An 18,292-nucleotide genomic window follows, 5' to 3' on the forward strand; every position below is an offset into this window, starting at 1 on the left:
TATAGTAGAAAGTCTTGTTTTTAGTTGCATAAGACTATAAGCATGCATATTGATTTATTAAGCAAGATACGCGTATACCGTATAATGTACTTGGAATAACGCACTAAAACAGATAAAGGATTAGCGCAAATATGAAAAGCAACGCTAGCATTTTCAAAACCATAAGCGGCATAATAGTGGCTTTCGGCTTACTTTCTACAAGTTTTATTGGTTTACCATTAGCTACAACTACAGCTGCATTAGCAACTGAAAATAGCACTACTGCTAGCGAACCAGTGCACACTCCTTTGACTGCACAAACTGCTCACGACATTTCAACTGGCAAAATTCGTTTGGAAAATAATCAGATTGATTCATTGCTTTACCATAAAGCCGAGCTAGATCCAAATCAAGACAGCGACGGTGATGATCTTAAGAACAGCGAAGAGCTTTACACTTACGTAAAAAACGGGCGCACATATTACGGATATAATTCACATCCGCTTATTAAGGACACCGACGGCGATGGATTAAACGACAAAGACGATAAAAATCCTCGCAGGTGGGATATTAGCCCTCGCGATATGGCACTGTTTATGGAACTCGTGTATAGAAAAGACGATTACGTCAAAAAAGTACTTGACTACTCAAGACCACTCACTGACATTTATAAAAATCGCAACGAATATAAGCTCATGCATAACGAGCTTGCGCCATTCTGGAAAGTCAAAGAAACATACCACTTTGGAAGCGGATTTGATGCAATATTATTTGAAAATGTAAATCCTGCATATCCATTTATTGAACAAAACGGCGTGCAAGTTCTTGGAATCCGAGGAACTGAAAGCGGCGGAGATTTTACTAATGACATTAAACTAGCAATTGGATCAAACCCGAGCCAAGCTTTAGATGTAAACAATGTGATGGATAAAATCAATAGAGAAAAACTTGCTACTAATTTATACATAACAGGGCATTCTCTCGGAGGTTATTTATCTCAACGTGCTTTAATTTACGCTAAACAAAAAAATTACCAATGGATTACAAAGGCTTATACTTTTAACGCTCCAAAGATTAAAGGAAATCCATTCAACAAATGGCTTTGGGAAACATCTGATTTTGGCGATAAATTAACAGAAGAGTGTTATGCCGTTCATTACAAGGTTGATAATGATAAAGTAATAGGACCAATAGGAAACCTTAACGGCGCAATAAGCATAGGAGAATCTGGAGAAGGTCACGGATCTCGTAGTTACTTGGAGCCTAGAATGGATAGTTTCAAAGGATTCACAGTTGGCGAACGCAATAAAATTGAGGGAATCGGTCGCAAAATTGATGCACTTGACGGATTAGTTAATGAACCAGTTATTAAAACTGACGAACAATCTTTCGAGCCTAAAATTAAAAACATAGACATTTTTGAAAACGATAAGTTACCAAAAGTAACAGATTATCTTCTTAACGCATCTGACAGACCGCAAGGATCTACTATTACAGATATTACAGATAAAACCGCTATTGATACTTCTAAAAGCGGAAAATACGAAGGTAAAATATTACTTACATTATCTGATAATTCAGTAAAAACTATTATAGTTCCAATAATTATTCATAAGCGATTGGCTAATATCGAGGAACTTCCAAACGTTACGGTAGTAGAAGGTAAGAAAGTAGAAGTCAAAAAAGATACTACGATTCCTGCTGATTTCGACTTTAAGCCGTATTTGCAAGGTTTACCAGAAAACAGCACAGTAAAAGTTGTAGAACAACCAAATACAACAAACATTGGTGAAGCAACATTTAAAGTAGAAGTAACTTTTGCGAGTGGCGCAAAACGGAAGGTAATTCTTAAAGCTCACGTTGTAAAAATAATTCCGGCAACACCATTAAAACCAGCGAAGAAAACCATTCCTTGGACCAAGCTAACGCCAGCAACTCCAGTTACACCAACGCCTGCGCCTGCGCCAACGCCAGTACCGCCTGCACCACCAGTGCCGCCAACACCAACTCCGGTACCGCCTGCTCCAACACCTGTACCTCCAGCGCCTCCTGCTCCATCGCCTGTACCGCCAACCCCACAGCCACAGCCACAGCCACAGCCACAGCCACAGCCACAGCCTGAGAATCCACAACCACAGCCTGAGCACCCTGCAAACCCAACTCCAAACCCACAGCATAATGAAAACAATCATCCTGCTGAACCTGAAAATCCTACAAATCATAACAAGACCAATCAGAGTGCGGGAACTACAACAATACCGTCAGCTCCAGCAAGTGTTAATAAACTTAAAACCGAGCTTGAAAACACTCTAAAAGCCGGCGAACACAACATTGTTTACGCAGGTAAAAGTAACAAAATTACAGTTACTTTAAATGCTCGCGCAGACTTTCTGAACAGACTTAACAAAGAAAAGCAAGTAAAAGCCTACGCATACATTTATTCAAATCCTCGTCTTCTAAATGGACAAGATGGAACCGAATACGTAACGGTTCATTTCAGTGCAGATGGAAAACCATCTTTCGACGCTGTTATTCCACAAGAATATAGCGGCAATCACACTATTGTTCTTATCGACGAGCAAGGCAATCAAGTTGCTTGGACGAACGTTTTAGTAAAAAGGGATGACACTTCACAAAATTCTTCCACAGGTGAAACTGGTATTCCACAAACACAAAACACACAAAATGTGCAAAATACTAGCGAAAATGAATTAACTTCAACCGCAAGCACGGAAGCAACTGTTAGCGCAAACAAGAACGTAATCGCACAGCCAGAAGCGAGCAAGCCAACTACAAGCAGCCATCCTCTTGCGAATACTGGAATCCAAACAATTCCAGCGCTTATTAGCATCGCAGTAACGCTATTTGCAAGCTTCGTTGTTGTTTTAAGCATGAGAAAAGCAAATCGAATTAAATACTAGATAGTAAAAGAATTTGTCGAAGAGCGGATGACGGGAGTCGAACCCGCCTCTGAAGCTTGGGAAGCTTCCATTCTACCGATGAACTACATCCGCATGTTGCAAACAATTATTGTATGCAACTTTTTAAGACTAGCATGTGCTATTGAGTATGCAAACACTTAAGCTTACTTAGCGCTAAATAATTACATAAATAGGGCGCTTGCTGTTTGATTGCGGCAGGCAAGACAGCAAATCAGCAACCACAAATCAACAACCGCAGATTAACAATCTAAGGCAATAGCTACAAGATCCGCAGATGATACTACTTTCTTTCGAGCGCGCTGCTCTTTAGCACCAGCTTCACGCTCATACTCATCTACTCGCTTCCAGCCGGCGTAATCAATGGCTTTCACGCCTCGAGATTTAAGCAGCTCATCTATGGACTTTTCGTTACGATCCTCTGCAATCAGCCCAGATTTAGCTAAATCTTCGAGCATGCGATCAACAATAAGAAGCGCGTCAGATTTAGTAGAACCAATTAAACCAACAGGTCCTCTTTTAGCCCAGCCGGTAGCGTACAAGCGTTCGCGCACCTCACCATTTTCCGCAGAAGTTACGATTCTACCATCATTATTCGCGAGCAACGTGCGCTTTTCGTCGTAAGCAATGCCTGCAACCTCAGCAGGATGGTAGCCAATCGCATGATACACGGCTTGCACAGCGTAATCTTCAAATTCACCTGTGCGAGACATTGTGCCATCCGCGCTTGTTACAGTTCGCTCAACTCGTATTGCTTTCACACGCCCATCTTCGCCAAGAATTTCTACAGGAGCCGAGTTGAAATGAATAACGTAACGTCGGTTAGCAGGATTGCCCTCAAAATCAACGTTCCCACCATCTTCCATGTCTTCTGCCATGTCTCGAATAGCGAAAAGTTCCTCAACCATTTGGCGCGTGAGCTTATCGTTACCAGCAACTTCTATCGTTTCATCGTCTAGCTCAAAATCGTCCTCGTTAATAACAATTTGCACTCCGGCTAACTTTTCCATTTCGCGCAATTCTTGCACGGAGAATTTCGCATGAGCTACGCCTCGGCGAATAAATAAATGCAAGGTTTGAGTTTGATTTTTCTGCAATCCTTCGTACACATCATCTGGAATATCCGTATGCGCGCGCAAATAATCAGGATCTCGCAAAAGCTCACGAGCAACATCCATTGCCACATTTCCGCCGCCAATAACAGCTACTTCCTTGGCTTCAAGCGGCCACGTGCGCTTGCTAGTTGGGTATCCGTCGTACCATTCTACGAATTTTGCAGCTCCGTACACTCCGTCTAAATCAGCACCTGGAACCCGCAATGGCCTATCTTCCACAGCTCCTGTAGCAAATAACACTGCATCGTAGCGCGCCAACAAATCTTCTAAAGTAATATCTTTACCAAATTCAACATTTGCATAAAGATGAATATTTGGATTATCAAGCGTTTTTTCAAGCGCGTCAGCAATAAATTTAATACTTGGATGGTCAGGAGCTACTCCGTAACGCACTAAGCCGAAAGGCACAGGCAATTTTTCAAAGAGATCAATGCGAGCGCTTGTTCCAAGACCTAATTCTTCGCCACGTTTAGCAAGTTGTCGCAAGAAAATATCAGAAGAATAAACACCTGCAGGGCCTGCTCCTATAACTGCAATTCTAACTTCAGGAGCATGCGCCTCAGAAATCTCAGAAGCCTGAGACGTTTCTTGTGAAACATTTTCTATTAAATTATTTTTCATTATTATCCCCATATTGAACTATACAATACGGCACTTTTGCCGTTTTTGCGCGCATTATGCGCGGACTTCAAGCACAGATTTCCTTCAAGTGCTTTCATAATTAGACTAGCGCATTGCTAAGTCTTACAAAATGCTTACCTTAAAAAGCTTAGATTAAAACGCTTTATTTAATCTTTTCACGCGAGCGCAAAGCAGTTAACGCCCAAGTAATTGAAATAACGTCAATAATTTCCTGCATCATTGCTCCAATAACAGCTGGAATGAAACCAAAAGCAGCTAAAATCATGCTTACAATAGCCAAACCTATTCCGAGCAAAACTGACTGCATCATAACTCGTTTTGTATGCTTCGCAACGCTTACAGCATTAGCAACTGACGCAATATTGTTGTTCATAATAACTACTTGCGCGCACTCCGATGCTGCAGTATCCGTACCATCCGTTACAGCCACACCAATGTCTGCAGCTGCAAGCACAGGTGCATCATTTACTCCGTCACCAACCATCATGGTTACGGTTGAATCTTTCTTATTTTTGGCTGCATTGTAATTGTGCTTTTTTACATACGCTAATTTATCTTGCGGAAGCAAATCTGCATGCACAGAATCAATACCAACGCTTTTGCCAATGGTTGTTGCGGCTTGTAAACCGTCACCAGTAAGCATTGCTATTGTTCTAACACCCAAAGCACGCAACGAAGCAATAGTTGATTTCGCATTATCGCGAGGCACGTCTTTTAATACGATTCTTCCTACCAGCACGCCGTCAAAAGACACGTAGGTTGCCATTTCGTCTGCTGCAAGAGATTTACCTATAGTTTGATTCGTGTTTTGCTCTGTAACGTACTTGTGTCTGCCAACTCGCACTAAAATGCCGTCTACAACGCCCTGAATACCCTGACCTGCAGTTTCTTTAACACTGTGCACTACAGGGTATTCTCTAACGCTAGGCAATTGCGGAACCGACGATGGGTGAGCATTTTCCCACAAGCTTGCTCCCGCTTTAGCAATACCGCCTGCAAGTATGTGCTGAGAATACGTTTCTAGCACACCTGCAAGCATCACAATTCGATCAGCATTCTGCGTAGTATCGATTACGTCTACGTTTACAACTTGCGGCTGCTTAACTGTCAACGTGCCGGTTTTGTCAAAAAATACGTCTGTTACTCGGCTTAATTGCTCCAGAACATCCTGACTTTTAACAACAATTCCAAGTTTTGCTAGACGCCCAGTTCCAGCCATGCAAGCAACTGGAACTGCAATAAGCAGAGGACATGGGGTTGCTAGAACCAATACTTGCGCAAATCGCAATGCGTCGCCAGAAAAGCTCCAAGCAAGACCTGCAATCGCAAAAGATAATACTGTAAACGGCACAGATAGCATGTCTGCAAATCTAACTACTGCAGCTTTAGAAGACCTAGCAGACTCAACAAGCTGCATGATTTTCTGATACTGCGAGTTTTTAGACAGCTTTGTTACGCGCATAATAAGCACAACTCCACCGTTTACACAGCCTGAAAGCACTGCAGCTCCAGCATAGACTTCTCGGGGCACGGATTCTCCGTTAATAGCACTTGTGTCTAAAATTGCAGAACCACTTAGCAGCTCGCCATCAACTGGCACAGTTTCTCCAGGAAGCACAATAATTACATTTCCAATATTTAATTCATCAACTGGAACCGTTTTATAACGCTGCAAATTTGAGGAGATTTCGCCGTCTGTAGATGCTTGCAAAAATGGACAAATATTGTGTTTATAGTCGCAATTTTGCTCGCCAATATTAGATTGCTTAGAATTAGCGGCATCTACTTTTCTAAATTCAGCATGCTGGCACAGAACACACGAGCTCGGCTTGCACTGATTTTCACTCAAACATGGCGGTTCGTATGATTCATCATTTGCTTGATCATTATTCATTCCATGCTCAAGGCCTGGCAAAGTCATAAGATGAGCAGTTTTTGGAGCTGCGCTTACTAAAAGAGATAGATTGCGCTGGGCTTTCATATGCGCAAAATCTTCAATTGCCTCTCCCGTCCAAACCATTACAACAATCAAATAACTTGCCCAAAACTCACCAATAAAAAGCGTTGCAAGCAATGCAACAAAAGCAAGTAGATCAATACCTAAAGTTCCGCGCAATAAATTTTTAATCATGTTGCGCAAAGAAATAAGGCTGGTATATAAAACGAGAATAGAAATAATAGTTTTGCCAAGACTAATACTTATTGAAATATCGTAATTGAGTTTTAAAAGATTAAAGATTTGTTGCGTGAAGTTAGCAATGTGCTCACAGAAAGTAGTTAATATAGGCAAATTGCATGAGTAAAAAGCCACAATAAATGGGAAAGCAAGAATTACGACTGTTAATTGAGGTGCACGACGGCAATATGCTAAAAGTTTACGCATACACTTTCCTTACGCTGATCAGGTTAACTACGCTTAAAACGCTGCTAACACACGATTTCACGCCTTGTTAACCCACTGAGTGCAACTTAAATAGCGCACTCAATACACGGCGTAAAGATACTTATGTTTATTTATATGTAATTATTGTACCAATAGGCCTTGATGAGAAACATTCTCACAAACACAAGTTAAAGCAAAACTAAGAACACGCACTCAAGAAACAAAAAAGTTCTGATTGAAAAATCAACCAGAACTCTGTTCGTGGAGCTAAGGAGACTCGAACTCCTGACCCTCTGCTTGCAAAGCAGATGCGCTACCAGCTGCGCCATAGCCCCATTCGAAAGAATGTAACCATTCTATCGTGGGCCCGGGAGGACTTGAACCTCCGACCTCATCCTTATCAGGGATGCGCTCTAACCACCTGAGCTACGGGCCCAACTTGTATGCCTAAAACATACAAGTAGTTACTGTAGCACAGCCACAGAAAATGTCAAACCGCAACACGCCATAAAAAGAAAATGGCATGTTGCGGTTCGAATCAAAAAAATCAAACAGAGGTTAATTAATCAAGATGGCTACGCATAAACCACTGGAACTTTTCCAGCTGCTGCACGTGATCCTGAATAATGTTAGAGCTCACAATGTCAAGATTGTCAAGCTCCGCAATAGCTTTGCGATCGTCTGCAATCATATCGTTGTAATACTCAATAAGAGCCTGCAAATATTCTTTAGTTGACTTGCGACCAGTTAAAGCAAAACGCTTCCATGTGCGAGCTGCAACAACATCGTCTGCGCGTCCAAGTGGAGAGCCACCCAAAGTTGCAATTCGCTCAGCAGTTTCATCCGCCTGCGCCAAAACTTCAGCAACCTGCGGATCAAGCATTTCGTGCACAGCAATAAAATCTGGGCCAGTAACATTCCAATGAGCATGTTTAAGCACCAAAGCAGCCTCCTGCTCATGGCTTAAACGATTCTGCAAAACAGCAACAGCCTTTTCACTGGCCGCCTCGTCGAGACCTGGCAAAATATGCAATAAGGCCATATTTATCCTTCCTTAGATTTCTTATTACTATTACATTCTACTGCTACGGCTTAAATTATGCGCGGCGACGCACTTCAAGAGTAGCAATACGTCGACCATCAACCGCAGTTACAGTCATATCGTAGCCGTCTGCATCGTGCAAAACAGCTCCAACGCTTCCCATAGAACCAGTATGCGCTAAGAAATAGCCTGCAACAGTTTCATAAGGTCCATCTTCAAGCTCAATGCCTGTAATATCAGCAAAATCTTCAATGGTCATACCACCATCAATTTTTGCAACACCATTTACAAAAGCAGTTGTTTTATTCACATTATTTTGCTCAGATTCTTCAGGCAGATCGTACTCGTCGCGAATATCTCCAACCAACTCTTCTGTCATGTCTTCAAGAGTTACAATTCCGTCAGTTCCGCCGTATTCGTCAATAACAATAGCCAAATGGATTCCGCGCTTTCGAAGCAGCTCTAGGCTTGGCAAAAGCTTTGAAGTTCCAGGAAGACTAATTCCTTCGCGAGTTACATCTGCAACAGTTTTTGCGTTAGGATCTCTAACATCCAACAAATCGCGCACATGCACAAAACCAATAACGTCGTCAAAATCCTTGCCAATAACCGGGTATCTGGAATACGGAAGCTCACGAATTTTTGCAGCTGCTTCTTCAAGACTTAACGAGCCGTCCAGGAATTCCACGTCAGCACGCGGGCGCATCACTTCAGCAACAATTGTTTCCGAAGCATCAAACACGTCATCCAAAATATTGCGCTCATCCTGACTTAAACGCTTATTGCTATTAACAAGCACGCGCAATTCTTCGTCAGAAACTTCGCTTTCTTTTTCGTTAGGATCAAATCCAAGCAAGCGCACAAAACCGTTAGTATTCTTACCAATAAGCCAAATAAGCGGCTTGCAAATTTTCGAGAAAATATCTACCGCCGGCACAACAGCTCGCGCAATCTGCTCAGAACGCTGCATTGCAATACGCTTCGGCACTAATTCAGAAATTACAATAGAACAATACGAAATAATAAGAGTTAAGAAAATAGTGGTAAGCGGGCCTGCAACATGCTTAGGCACTCCCCATGAGCACACAACAGGCACAACGTAAGGAGCTAACGCAGATTCGCCGAAGGATGCAGAAAGAAAACCAGAAAGCGTTACGCCAATTTGCAGTGCAGATAGAAAAGTATTAGGGTCGCGCGCAATTTTCGCAACTCTAGCTCCACGAGCATCCTGAAGCTCCATGCGATCAATTTGCGAACTTCTCAAGCTCACTAAAGCCAACTCGGTTGCCGCAAACACGGATCCGAATAGTAGGAAAATCATGATGAGCAGAATATTAAAACCAATCGCCATACTTGTTATCTTAGTTTACTTCTATGCGATATCAACAATTCTTTAATAGAAAATTATTACGGACGGTAAAAATATCCAGTTGGCGCTTTAGCAGATTTTAACGATATAACTTTTAGTACAACCCCGGAACGTTGGTATCCTTTAACTCCTATGCTCCCCCTAGAAACGCGGGCGCGAAGCATAACCCACTCATGTTCGTGAAGTTTATTGGCATTTTTATAGTTTGCAACTAAACCAAAAGGAGACATATCTAGAATGCAGCAAGACATGAGTTGACGAGATAAACGAAACTGATTTGCTCCTAAAGTAGTATCACGACTTACAAACCCTGTAATCGTAACCGTATAGCCTTCATATTTTGAAATATTATGGTCGATTTCGTCATACCATAAACCGAAATCATCGTTTTTTACTTTTATTTCACGAGATTTTTCACTCAACCCAGAAAGTATCGAATTGTGTCTTCTAATAGCAATAGCTCTGCCTCCTGCGTAGCGATCAAAACCGCCAGAGCTAAATCTTTGCGACGATTGCAGAGGAATAATAATTAGCAGTGCAGGAAGCGCTAAAGAAACTAGTATTTTCCAAGAATCTCGTGCAGAAACATCAAACCATCCCAATGCAGCACAAAATGCTAAAACTAAAAGCAGAACGGCTGCAATTATCAAATATGCGAACGCTCGAGGAGTGGTAAAAAGCGTGTACTGTCCACTTAAAGTTACTGTGGCAATAACTGCTGCTAAACATAAAAGCACGAAAGATTCTAATATTTTTGCAAAAGTAATACGATTACGCTTTTTATTTTCTTCACTAACAGAACTTGTATTTTTCATAGCATGAACCCCCAAGCCCAGTTAGAAAACAGTGAAGCTAGAAGACAAAAGCCTGCAATTGTTAGCGTTAAACGCAATACGAATTTGCCTCTGCAATCAGAAACAAGCATAAGAGTATTTTTTAAATCAAGCATTGGGCCAAATAGCAAAAATACTAAGACGGAAGACATTGGTAAAGAAGCTGCTAAACTTCTAGCAATTACAGCATCCGAACTTGAGCACAACGAGCTGAAATAGGCAATAGCCATCATTGCGGGTATTGCAATCAAAATATTGTTAGCTTGTATTCTGGAAGCAGGATCCGCCCCTAACCAAGCTCGTATAACAGAAGCAACAATAGTTCCGCACACAATAATTGGTAAAAGTTTCAAAAAATCTTCGTGAATATGCTTTATATACAGCTTTACTTGCAAACAAATACTTAATTTTGTGCGATTTTGCGTCTTTAATTGTTCTGAAGAATTTTGATTTTCTTTATGATCGCAGCCACAATTTAGTTCACAAGAACATTTTGGTTTAAGATTATTTTTTAATAAATTTTCGTTACGTAAAACAGATGATTTTGTTGGGAATATTGCAAAACTTAATCCAACTAATAACGCAATACCAACTCCTAAAGCAACGCGCATAACGGCTACAGCCGGAGCATCAGAAAAAGCGTACCAAGTCGCTAAAACAGACACAGGATTTACAACAGGAACAGCACAAAGGAAAGTTATTGCGCAAGGAAGCGGCAATTTTCTTGCAACGAGCCTAGAAAATGTTGGCACAACCACACAGTCGCACACAGGCACGCATACTCCAGCAATTATGGCAGCTAAAAAACCGTTTGCAGTAGATTTTGGAGCATGTTTTTCAATAAAATCAGCCGTTACCCAAGTTTCCACAGCAGCAGACACAAGAACGCCAATAAGAGTGAAAGGAATCGCTTGCAAAAGTAGGCCAGCAACACCTCGAACAGTGGTGTCAATAAGAAGCCATGGGTAACGCGCTTGTAAAGCCGGTGCCATAGCAATAATAAGAGCAGCGAAAGGCACTCCTGCAATCAAAAAAAGATAGTTTGCAGAATTTGCTTGTTTTGCTTTACTTGCTTTTTCTACTTGGCTCGTTGCTTTTGCTTCGGTTTCTGTTTTTAGCATGACAACACTTCCACCAAGCCGTCACTCATTCGATACCTTGCACCAACAAGCATCAAAGCGTCTTTGAAAACAGCTTCGCGAATTATTTGTGATTTTTCGCAAATTTCAGCCAAAATATTAGACACGTGAATACGTTCAATATCATCTGTATCTAAATTTTCCTCAACACCTGCGAGCGCAGCAGGCCCTAAAGAACGCAGCAATATTGACTCGCTCGACTCAATTATTTCGCTTGTTTTATCTTCGTCGTATTCAGAAACCAGCTTTTGCACGTTCGGCAAAACAGCCTGTACTGCGCCGCAATGCTCATGCCCAAGCACAACCAACACTTTTACTCCCAAATCACTCACAGCGTATTCTAGCGAAGCTATTACGGCATCATCCAACACTTCTCCAGCTGTGCGAACAGAAAAAATATCGCCCAAGCCGGCGTCGAATATAAATTCTGGAGCAACTCTAGAATCTGCGCACGAAAGCACAACAGCTCCAGGATGCTGACCGTCAATAAGTTTCATGCGCGCTTGTGAATTTACGCCTGCATGCGCTGAATTGCCTTCTGCAAATTTGCGATTCCCAGCAAGCATTGCGCTTAATACCGATGTAGCTAAAACTGAATCTTCATTAGCAAAATCTTCGTTTGCCTCTTCTTGCATTATTACCTCCTACACTGGCATTGGCAATATTTTTAGTTGCTTAAAGTTTAAAAATCTTTGACTTAGAATATATTGTATCTTTCGTAGTAAATAAGAATTTTGTTTAAGAATATAAGCCTATTATCAAAAAAGCTCCCGTATTGCAATTCGCAAATACGAGAGCCTTCTTGATTCAGTAATTTATTAAAATCATCCAGTATTCTGCAAGCCCGCAGCAACACCGGAAACAGTGCAAAGAATAAGGTAGATGAACTCTGCCTGCTGGCTTTCGCTCAACTCTTCCTTATCTACCTTGTTACGAAGCTTGTGCAATGCGAGGGATTGGATTACAGAAAGCGCGTCCACGTAAGGAGAGCGCACGCGAATAGCCTGGCCGAGCACGTGACGATGCTGCAGAGGCCACTTGTCGTCAACTATTTGCAAAACCCACTTGCGAGTAAGCTGCATTTCCGAAAGTACTTTATCGCTCAAATCCTCACGATCTCCAAGGCTTAAGTACATGCGAGCAATACGCTCATCCGTCTTAGCCAAAGACATCTCAATATTGTCAATAAAAGTACTAAACAGCGGCCACTCTTCGTAAGCGCGACGCAAAGTTTCCAAATCACCAAACTTTTCGCAAGCCGTACCCAAACCGTACCATGCAGCCAAGTTAATGCGAGCCTGAGCCCAAGAGAACACCCACGGAATTGTTCTCAAATCGTCCAAAGACTTCGCACCCAAACCGCGCTTAGCTGGGCGAGAGCCGATTGGAAGCAAACCGATTTCACTCAAAGGCGTAACTGTAGAGAACCATGGAGTAAAGTCATCCGTTTGCAGCAAATCGAGGAAGCGCTCATGAGCTGCAACATCAAGCTTTGCAGCCATATCCGCATACTTCTTCGTCATATCAGTATTAGTTTTCTCAACACTTGGCGAAGATTGCAACAAAGTTGCAGAAGCAACGGATTCAACGTGACGAATAGCCAAAACCGGGTTTCCGTAGCGCGCAAAAATAACTTCGCCCTGCTCAGTAAGCTTAAATCGGCAATTGACGGAGCCAACAGGCTGAGCAAGCACTGCACGGTTTGCAGGACCGCCACCTCGACCAACAGCGCCACCGCGGCCGTGGAATAGTGTCAAATCAATATCATGCTTCTTAGCCCATTGAGCAATGCGCTCCTGAGCAGAGTGCAAAGCAAGCGTTGCGGAAGTAGGACCAGCGTCCTTGGAAGAATCCGAGTAACCAAGCATAACTTCCATCTTGCGGCCAGTAGCTTTAAGACGAGCCTGCACTTCAGGAATTTTAATAATCTCCTCAAGCACATTTACAGAATTCTGCAAATCTTCCAACTGTTCAAACAGTGGAATAACGTCTATTGTTGGCGCATCCTGTGGATGAGCAAAAGCAAGACGATTAAGCTCAAATACGTCGCGCACATGCTGAGCAGATTTTGCGAAGGAAATAATGTAGCGTCGAGCAGCACGCATGCCGTTACGCTTTTGGATTGCTCCCAAAGCGCGGAAGGTGTCGAGCACTTCTCGAGTCATTGGCTGAAGCGGTCCGCGTTCGCCATGCAATCCGTGTTCGCGAATATCTTCCAAAGCGCGAGAATGCACGAGAGAATGCTGACGGAATTCCATTTCAACCATGTGGAATCCAAAGGTTTGCGCCTGCCAAATCAAATCCTGCAAAGGACCATAAGCTGCTCGAGGATCTCCACCTTCTGCCAAAGAACGCTGCACAATTTGCAAATCTTCAATAAAATCTTCGCAAGAATGATACATCAAATCCGTATCGCGGCTAATAGTGCGGTGCAAACGGTCAGCCATTACGAGCATTACAGCACGATGCGGCTCACTATTAGAAACATCTGAAGCGCTTTCTGTAAGCTGTTCGCTCATTTCGCGCTGACGATTCCACAACTCAAGTAGCTCCACGCTTGGAGGAGTTGTGCGCGTTTCCATAGTTAAGCATTTGCCAACTTCGCGCGTGCGATTTTCCAAAGCTGCAAGCACGTGATCGCTAAACTTTCGAGCGACTTGACGGCTCACTTTAGCTGTCACATTAGGGTTGCCATCTCGGTCCGATCCAATCCAGCTTCCTGGGTGGAAGAATGCAGGGCAGCGAGGCGGCACAAGACCAGCCTTCTTACCGAGCAGCCAATCGTCAAATCGACGATACACAACTGGAATCGTATCAAACAAAGTAGCGTCAAAAATGTCAAGAATAGTATCCGCTTCTTCAACCGGAGTTGGCTTCTTCAAAGCAATTGGCGAAGTTCTAAGAAGAGCGTCAATTTCGTTATACAGACGACGATAATTTTCGCGCTTGTCGGATCCGCCTAAACGATGATGTTCGCTTAATAATTGCGAAATTCTACGAATCTTTCCGGCTACAGCCTTACGACGAGCTTCAGTTGGGTGCGCAGTAAATACAGGATGGAACTCAAGCTTTGCGAGCAATTCTTTCGCTTCGGCAGGGCTCATTTCAGTTAGTAACTTGTGATACGCGCAAGTTAATTCGTTAACTGGATCAACCGGCAACGAATCCTCAACTTCACATTCACGCTGATGAAGTACAGAAACACGATAATTCTCTTCGCACAAGTTTGCTAAATGGAAGTATGTTGCAAAAGCGCGCGCCAGAAGCTGAGTATCATGCAAATTCATGCCATTAATTTTGCTTACAGCTTTACTTAAGCCATCGTCGGCTGTTACTTTTGCATCTACCATTTGCGCAAAATGCGCGGCACTAGCATCTACAGCATTCAAACGCACGTCGTCGAATACTGCTAGTAATTTTTCATCGAATTCACCAAGAACATCGCGAAGAATATGCAAGCACAAATCCATGTCTTGCTTAAGCGATGCTGGAAGGTCACGCTCCTCTGGGCCTTTTCGCCCCAAACCAGACGTAACAATAGTTGCGTCCGCTGGAGTAACCTGCTGATTTTCTTCTGTCATCAGACCTCCTTGCGCCAGTAAATAAGGTTGCTCGGTCATCTGACTTCCGCGGCTCCTCCGCGGTTATTTAGGTCAAAAGTTGCAAGCCCACAGCCTTGTTTACAGCGAAATACCAAGTTAATTTTGAAACTACCACCGGACGTAGCATAAATAGTATTTTGTTAACAAAAATTTACTAGGCAATAGGGGTGCGTATACTGAAAAATTGTGAGCACAGTAGATAGCAACGAAGACAATAATACTTGCGATAATGTAAACGGCCATAATTGCAATAGTTGCGATAATTGCAATACCAATTACAGCAACAGTTGCAATAACAATCCGGAAATTCTTCCAACAGGACACGTAGTAGGAAAACCTTCTGGACGTTTTCATACTCATGCTATTCCACTCGACATGGACGATGTTGAGCGCGATTGGGATAAGCCTGTTACAGAAGCTTGCATAGCTGCAAAATCAAGCATTATTATTCGCGTCGGCGCGCTCGGATTAGGAGCAGGAACCGGAAGCTACCGTGTTCGCGAACTTATGCACAGAATCGGCGAACCGATGGGCGTTCACGTTCGAGCGGACGTAAATCTCACGGATATTGAGGCAACTTGCACAGATAAACATGAGCGTATTACTGAGGTTGTGGATCTTCCAACTACTGGCGTAAACACTGAGCGCATTTGGCTTCTCGAGCATTTTGCTGACTGGTTTAACGTTAAACTTGGGAACGATTCCCTCTACCACTCAAAAGCTACAGTTTCTAAAGAATTAGTTGATACATTGCAAGCGAGCGACAACGAACATACCATTGTGCAAACAGCTAAGCAATCTGAAGAAAATGCTACTAAAATTGCAAAAAAGAAAGCTTTACAAGAAGCAATCAAAAAAGAAAAGCCTCGAGGAATTTTCGCTTTACAGCCAGAAAACGCTTACGCTGAACATTTTTCGCATGTTCAAAAAATTACAGAAAACAGCAATAAGGAAAATGAAAATAATCATCCTCTTACTGTTCGAGAAGTGCATGACCGTCTTGATTTGATTAAAAATCGCAAGCCACTTTATAAACCTTGGTTTGCAGGTCTTGCTTCCGCAATAGCTTGCGCATCCTTTGCTTTCTTGCTTGGCGGTGGCATTTACGACATGGTCGGCGCTTTTATTGGTGCAGGAATTGGCCATTATATTCGCCGACGCATGTTCATGCATCATCTTAACCAATTTGTAGTCACATTCGTTGCGGTTGCAATCGGCGCACTTTCGTGCATAGGTTCTCTGCGACTTATTGGCTACTTCGACCCAAGCGCATTAAATCACACAACCGCATATATTGGCTCAGTATTATTTGTTATTCCAGGCTTCCCACTTATTACAGGCGGCCTAGATATTGCAAAAATAGATTTCCCTTCCGGAATTCAACGTCTGTGTTATACGCTTGCGATTATTTTGATGGGAACGCTTGCAGGCTGGACTGTTGCAAGCCTTGTGCAGCTTAATCCTCAAGGTTTCCCTCCTCTTGGATTAAACCCTTGGCTTAACGCAGTTCTTCGACTTATTACGGCCTTTGCTGGCGTGTGGGGCTTCTCTGTGCTGTTTAATTCTCCACAGCGCATGTGCATAGTTGCAGGAGTTATTGGAGCTATTACGGATACTCTGCGCTTAACTATGACGGATTTTGGTATCGCTGCTGAAATTGCAGCGTTTAGCGGCGCTTTACTTGCAGGCTTACTTGCTTCTGCGTGGCGAGCTATTGTTCGCCACGGATTTGCACCTCAATATTTGGGGTATCCGCGAATAGGTCTTACCGTTCCATCTATTGTGATTATGGTTCCGGGACTTTATATGTATCGCGCAATGTTTTATCTTGGACAGTTCCACACGCTTCCAGCGTTAGATTGGACTTTCCGAGCTTTTATGGTAATTATTTGCTTGCCTATTGGTCTTGCTGTAGCTCGCGTTATTACTGATAAAAGCTGGCGTTACGACGTGTGATGTTCTAAATTTCAGTCTATCAATTTTCAACAAAAAAGCCGCTTACAAGTTTTCTTGCGAGCGGCTTTATTTTTTATTACTTTACTTATTGAAATTTAATTAGTACTTCATTCCCATAGCGTCTCGCACTTGGGAAAGTGTTTCTTCTGCAATAGCATTCGCACGCTTATTGCCATCGTGCAAAATGTCTCGAACAGCATCCATGTCTTTTGCTAATTCTGCACGACGCTCACGGTGAGGAGCCAGGAAGTTATTTACGTTTTCAATTACGTAAGCTTTCAACGCACCTGCTCCAGCGTTGCCAATTTCTTCAGCAATATCTTTAGGATCCCTACCTGTTACTAAACCTGCAGTAGTAAGAAGTGCTGAAACTTGTGGGCGCGAAACTGGATCAAAAGTAATCATTCTTTCCGAATCAGTCGGGCTCTTCTTAATTAGTTTGGCTGTTTCTTCGGCAGTAGCTCCAAGCATGATTGAATTACCATAAGATTTGCTCATCTTACGACCATCCAATCCTGGAATTTCTGGAGCGTCAGACAAAATTGCTGCCGGCTCTGGGAACACTGGATTCTTTTTTGCGTATCTTTCGTTAAATCGTCGAGCAATTGTGCGCGTAATTTCAATATGAGGCAAATTATCTTTACCAATCGGCACAACATTAGCTTTGCAGAACAAAATATCGCAAGCTTGATGCACTGGGTAAGTAAGAAGCAATCCAGTTAAAGCGTGGCCGGAAGATTCCATTTCTGACTTTACAGTAGGATTCCTGTGCAATTCAGCTTCTGTAACCAAAGATAAGAATGGAAGCATAAGCTGATTTGCGGCAGGAACTGCAGAATGCGTAAAAATCATTGTTTTTTCTGGATCAATTCCTGCAGCCATGTAATCAAGTACCAAATTCAGCACATTGTCTTCAATATGCTCGGTTGTGTCACGATCAGTAATTACCTGATAGTCTGCAATAATAATATTGGTTTTTACACCACGCTTCTGCATTGCGACACGCTCACGAATAGAACCAAAATAGTGTCCTAAATGCAGGCGTCCTGTTGGACGGTCTCCTGTAAGCATGGTAAACGAAGAAGGATTACTTTCTAGTTTTTCAAGCGTTGCATCCGAACGTTTACGCGCTGCAAGAAAGCTTGCACTCATCTCATTTCCTGCTGCTGTTACCTGTGCTTCTTCCTGCATTTTTGGCTCCTTACGTACACGCATTTTTACGCTTAAAATATGGCTTTTATGGTAAAAGTTTACACAGACAATATACTCGGTTGCGGTTAAGTGGTACGCTCT

11 protein-coding genes and 3 tRNA genes are annotated in these 18,292 nt (G+C 42.7%); 2 read left to right on the forward strand and 12 right to left on the reverse strand.

The window, feature by feature from the left end:
* Nucleotides 1–131: 131 nt before the first annotated feature.
* Nucleotides 132–2,900 carry a Rib/alpha-like domain-containing protein gene (locus tag HXT33_RS06000; protein WP_421786999.1) on the forward strand — a complete coding sequence of 923 codons (2,769 nt, stop codon included), beginning with the start codon at nucleotides 132–134 and terminating at the stop codon, nucleotides 2,898–2,900.
* 22 nt (nucleotides 2,901–2,922) lie between these two features.
* On the opposite strand, the gene HXT33_RS06005 is transcribed toward HXT33_RS06000, so the two are convergent.
* The 11 genes from HXT33_RS06005 to HXT33_RS06055 all read right to left on the reverse strand — a co-directional run bounded on the left by HXT33_RS06005 (nucleotide 2,923) and on the right by HXT33_RS06055 (nucleotide 15,022).
* A tRNA-Gly gene (locus tag HXT33_RS06005) sits at nucleotides 2,923–2,993 on the reverse strand.
* Nucleotides 2,994–3,160: 167 nt separating this feature from the next.
* On the reverse strand, nucleotides 3,161–4,657 hold the full coding sequence (locus HXT33_RS06010) for an FAD-dependent oxidoreductase (protein WP_421787618.1): 1,497 nt from the start codon (nucleotides 4,655–4,657) through the stop codon (nucleotides 3,161–3,163).
* A gap of 160 nt (nucleotides 4,658–4,817) precedes the next feature.
* Nucleotides 4,818–7,058, reverse strand: coding sequence for a heavy metal translocating P-type ATPase (locus tag HXT33_RS06015; protein ID WP_421787001.1), 2,241 nt, complete (start codon nucleotides 7,056–7,058; stop codon nucleotides 4,818–4,820).
* Between the two features lie 262 nt (nucleotides 7,059–7,320).
* Nucleotides 7,321–7,393 (reverse strand) — tRNA-Ala (locus HXT33_RS06020).
* Nucleotides 7,394–7,420: 27 nt separating this feature from the next.
* A tRNA-Ile gene (locus tag HXT33_RS06025) sits at nucleotides 7,421–7,494 on the reverse strand.
* 126 nt (nucleotides 7,495–7,620) lie between these two features.
* On the reverse strand, nucleotides 7,621–8,100 hold the full coding sequence (locus HXT33_RS06030) for a Dps family protein (protein WP_004126655.1): 480 nt from the start codon (nucleotides 8,098–8,100) through the stop codon (nucleotides 7,621–7,623).
* Nucleotides 8,101–8,155: 55 nt separating this feature from the next.
* Complete coding sequence (locus tag HXT33_RS06035) at nucleotides 8,156–9,451, reverse strand: hemolysin family protein (RefSeq protein WP_004136666.1); 1,296 nt, start codon at nucleotides 9,449–9,451, stop codon at nucleotides 8,156–8,158.
* Between the two features lie 56 nt (nucleotides 9,452–9,507).
* Nucleotides 9,508–10,284, reverse strand: a complete 777-nt coding sequence (locus tag HXT33_RS06040) for a TIGR03943 family putative permease subunit (RefSeq protein WP_410314760.1) — start codon at nucleotides 10,282–10,284, stop codon at nucleotides 9,508–9,510.
* The gene (locus HXT33_RS06045; RefSeq protein ID WP_246906021.1) at nucleotides 10,281–11,423 is read right to left on the reverse strand and encodes a permease; all 1,143 of its coding nucleotides are present in this window, start codon (nucleotides 11,421–11,423) and stop codon (nucleotides 10,281–10,283) included. The genes HXT33_RS06040 and HXT33_RS06045 overlap by 4 nt, the downstream gene beginning before the upstream one ends.
* Complete coding sequence (locus HXT33_RS06050; protein WP_047923656.1) at nucleotides 11,417–12,076, reverse strand: carbonic anhydrase; 660 nt, start codon at nucleotides 12,074–12,076, stop codon at nucleotides 11,417–11,419. The genes HXT33_RS06045 and HXT33_RS06050 overlap by 7 nt, the downstream gene beginning before the upstream one ends.
* 189 nt (nucleotides 12,077–12,265) lie before the next feature.
* Nucleotides 12,266–15,022 carry a phosphoenolpyruvate carboxylase gene (locus HXT33_RS06055; RefSeq protein WP_421787007.1) on the reverse strand — a complete coding sequence of 919 codons (2,757 nt, stop codon included), beginning with the start codon at nucleotides 15,020–15,022 and terminating at the stop codon, nucleotides 12,266–12,268.
* Between the two features lie 207 nt (nucleotides 15,023–15,229).
* On the opposite strand from HXT33_RS06055, the gene HXT33_RS06060 reads away from it, so the two are divergent.
* Nucleotides 15,230–16,999, forward strand: coding sequence for a threonine/serine ThrE exporter family protein (locus HXT33_RS06060; RefSeq protein WP_421787009.1), 1,770 nt, complete (start codon nucleotides 15,230–15,232; stop codon nucleotides 16,997–16,999).
* Nucleotides 17,000–17,098: 99 nt separating this feature from the next.
* On the opposite strand, the gene trpS is transcribed toward HXT33_RS06060, so the two are convergent.
* Nucleotides 17,099–18,190 (reverse strand): tryptophan--tRNA ligase, encoded by a 1,092-nt coding sequence (gene trpS / locus HXT33_RS06065; RefSeq protein WP_421787011.1) that lies wholly within the window; start codon nucleotides 18,188–18,190, stop codon nucleotides 17,099–17,101.
* Between the last annotated feature and the right edge of the window lie 102 nt (nucleotides 18,191–18,292).

This window comes from Gardnerella sp. DNF00753 (assembly GCF_049244275.1).
Classification (GTDB): Bacteria; Actinomycetota; Actinomycetes; order Actinomycetales; family Bifidobacteriaceae; genus Bifidobacterium; species Bifidobacterium greenwoodii.